The following is a 2321-nucleotide window of genomic DNA, read 5'->3' on the forward strand; positions in this document are numbered from 1 at the left end:
AGTTGTCGGTTGGCGATCCGAAATCGAAAATCAACAACTTCGCCCGATTTGTTACGTACCGGGCTAAACAGGAAAATACCAGTCTGGGACGTATCGATTACGGTTTGTAACTCTCTCGTATAAGCTTCTAAACGCTGCTGATGTTTTTTGAGATCTGTATAATACGAAAACGTTACCAGCACATCGTTACCAAGTTTGGTTGCCGTTATGTTCATCCACAAATCAGCATTGCCGGTAATGTAATTGAAGTTAAAATGCTGAGTTCGTCCCGTTTCAAGAATGGCGATGTAACGCTTGAATAACCCATTCCCCAGGTAAGCAGGGAACCAACGACTCACTAACTCACCGATAAGCGCATCGGGCTCCTGAGCTACGTATTGAGCAATCATCTGGTTAGCAATCCGAAACCGGAAATCAACAACCTGCCCAGCTTCATTACGTACCGGCGTGATGAGGTAAATAGCGGCCTGAGCCGAATCAATTACGGTTCGTAGTTCAGCGGCCGATTGCTCAATCGATTGCTGAGCTATCTGGGTTTCGCTGATATCGGTATACGTAACCGTAAGCCCATCGCCAAAAGGCGAGAGTGACATTTCATACCAGGATTCTGACTCGCCAATCTGATACCTGGTATGAATGCGTCGAGGTTCACGGGTTTCTGTTACCTGTGCGTAGTGATCGAACAGACCGGCCTCCCGAACGCCCGGAAATATGTGCAGTATTCGCTGACCAATGATTTCTTTAACTGTACGCTGACGAATGGCAGCGCCTTTTTCGTTAATAACAATCACCATGAAGTCGATGATTGTTCCCTCCTCATCACGTACTGCTTCCAACGCTTTGATACCGCTGGAAGAGCTATTCAGGACACTGTTCAGCAAGTTGGCCTGTCGTATGTGTGCCTGTTCAGCAGCTTGCAGCGTGGATATATTGCGAACCACACTCAGGATTCCATCACCTAATTTCGCTCGATTGACCTGCAACCAGGCATTTAACGTGGTGCTGTAGTAGCTGAACTCGTGCGGCTGGTTGGTTTCCAGTACCGTACACATGTCCCGAAAATTTCTTTCGGACTCTTCCCACGCATGTCCATTATCGCTTAATACCAGCGTACCAGCACTTACTTTATATAATCCTTTGGCTATATCATATGCCTTTTGGTTTACATAATCGACCTGAAAATTAACGACTTGTTTGGCATCATTACGTATTGCCCGCAACCAGAGTACTGCATCGGGTAATGCATTAAGCAAGTCAGTCAATACAACATCGGTGGGCTGATCGGCCAGCATCAGGAATAAGTAATTAATAGAAAAACAATCCGTTGGAAGCGAAATTACAACAATCAACGACGATTACTCCCAGGAGAATCACCGGAAATTTATGTCTTTCGCCCTAAAATTGCTACGTTATCCACATACGAACAGATAAAAAACTTTAACCGTTAAGATATCGATCGATCGCCGATCATTAGAAAGGTACTACGTTAAGACTCGTTAGTTTATAGGCCATTTTTGCTTTAGTCATCGAGTTCTACGAAAAAACAAATCGCTACGTGCATGAAAACTCGCTTAACGCTTTTAGCTGCCACATTGCTGGTTAGTGTTTGTATTGGTTTTATTAGTCGCCCAACAGCCGACGGCTGGGTTAGTATTTTTGATGGCAAGACGCTCAATGGCTGGAAACTTACCGAAGAGAGCCCAGGTACGTTCAGTGTTCAGGATGGGTCCATCGTTGTTGCTGGTCCACGGGCTCACCTATTTTATGAAGGCCCGGTGGGCAACCACAACTTCAAAAATTTTGAGTGGAAGGCTCAGGTCAAAACAACCCCCGGCTCAAATTCCGGTATGTTTATTCATACAGCCTATCAACCTTCGGGCTGGCCGTCCAAAGGCTATGAGATTCAGGTGAATCAGACGCACACTGACTGGCGTAAAACGGGCAGCGTTTACGGATTACAGGATGTAAAGGAGGTATTTGTGAAAGACGATGAGTGGTACACCGAACACATTATTGTGCAGGGCAAAAAAGTAACAATCAAGCTCAACGACAAAACAATTAATGAGTACATGGAGCCCGATAGCGTAAGCAATGGCAAATCCATGAAAAAACTTAGCAGTGGCACAGTAGCCCTGCAAGGCCATGACCCAAAGAGCAAAGTGTATTACAAAGACATTATGCTTAAGGTATTGCCAGATTAAGGGGCGTAGGGCAGAGGGGGTAGGGCATTGGGTAAGATTTTTTTTCCCCCAGCCCAACCCCCCCGGGTATATAAACGGCACCGGTGTATACAGTAAACCCGCGCACTGGCATTCTCTCCA

2 protein-coding genes are annotated in these 2321 nt (G+C 45.9%); one reads left to right on the plus strand and one right to left on the minus strand.

The features are described from left to right. Window positions 1-1292 (minus strand): PAS domain-containing protein (locus ACOJS8_RS06970; RefSeq protein WP_420147818.1); only part of this gene is annotated, 1292 nt, incomplete at its 3' end. 267 nt (window positions 1293-1559) lie between these two features. Here ACOJS8_RS06970 and ACOJS8_RS06975 point away from each other — a divergent pair. After that, window positions 1560-2201, plus strand: a complete 642-nt coding sequence (locus ACOJS8_RS06975) for a 3-keto-disaccharide hydrolase (RefSeq protein ID WP_420147819.1) — start codon at window positions 1560-1562, stop codon at window positions 2199-2201. Window positions 2202-2321 lie beyond the last annotated feature (120 nt).

It is taken from the genome of Spirosoma sp., assembly GCF_048594605.1.
Classification (GTDB): Bacteria; Bacteroidota; Bacteroidia; order Cytophagales; family Spirosomataceae; genus Spirosoma.